The following is a 1,007-nucleotide window of genomic DNA, read 5'->3' as shown; positions in this document are numbered from 1 at the left end:
GGGCTTCGCGCCTGACCTGGTCTCACGTCGGCAGCAGGCGCTCGTGGCCCGGGATGCGGGGCCGGACGAACGGGCCCGGATCGCGCAGGGTCTCAGCGCGGCGCTCGCCCAGGTGAAGAAGGGCTACTAACCCAACCGCCGACGCCATCCGCATCGCGCACGAGACAAGCGAGCCTCCGCCGGGAGGCGCGCGCATAAAAATCGATCGCGTGTGTGACGGGGTGTTGACGGCCCGGAACGGTGGGCCTATACCCCGGCTCATCGGCGCCGGCCGCGGAAGTGGACCGGGCGCTGAGGCATCTTCTGACAAGCGGCGGGATTGGCCGGCGGGTTTAGCCGGGCGGTCTTCTGTTTTCTGCGAGATGCCGGCTCTGCGGCGGGCCGCTACAGCGGATCCGAGGCGGGGTTGACAGGAGGATCGGCGGGCTCTAGACGCCCTCCACCGCTGAGGCGGACCACTGAACAGTCGGTCCGGTATCACGGTTCCTCCAGTCGAGCAAGGGTCCCTCGGGCGTCAGCCCGGACGGTCTGTTGCCGGCGCGGGCTTCGGGTGACCGGAGCCGTTCTTTGACAAGTTGGAATTGAGGAAGGGAGACGCGGGCGGCGTTTGTCCTTGCGGCCAGGCCTTAGGGTCTGGCGTGAGAGACTTGTGCCGATCTGTTGTTCTTCTTTCTGAGCTCACCGACGGGTGTTTGGCGCTGTGAAGCGCTGGATGCTTGGTCGATGTGAGGCTCCGTCTGAGAATATACGTGATCGGCCAGATCAATCTCTTCAACGTGAGAGTTTGATCCTGGCTCAGAGCGAACGCTGGCGGCAGGCTTAACACATGCAAGTCGAGCGGACCTTTCGGGGTCAGCGGCGGACGGGTGAGTAACGCGTGGGAACGTGCCTTCCGGTTCGGAATAACCCTGGGAAACTAGGGCTAATACCGGATACGCCCTTATGGGGAAAGGTTTACTGCCGGAAGATCGGCCCGCGTCTGATTAGCTAGTTGGGGGGGTAACGGC

General features: G+C 64.2%; 1 rRNA gene. It reads left to right on the top strand.

From position 1 onward, the window contains the following. Positions 1 to 772 precede the first annotated feature (772 nt). A 16S ribosomal RNA gene (locus I53_RS06680) occupies positions 773 to 1,007 on the top strand; the annotation flags it as partial.

Source organism: Methylobacterium sp. B1 (assembly GCF_000333255.1).
Lineage (GTDB): Bacteria > Pseudomonadota > Alphaproteobacteria > Rhizobiales > Beijerinckiaceae > Methylobacterium > Methylobacterium fujisawaense.
This window is presented reverse-complemented; position numbering and strand designations above follow the sequence as displayed.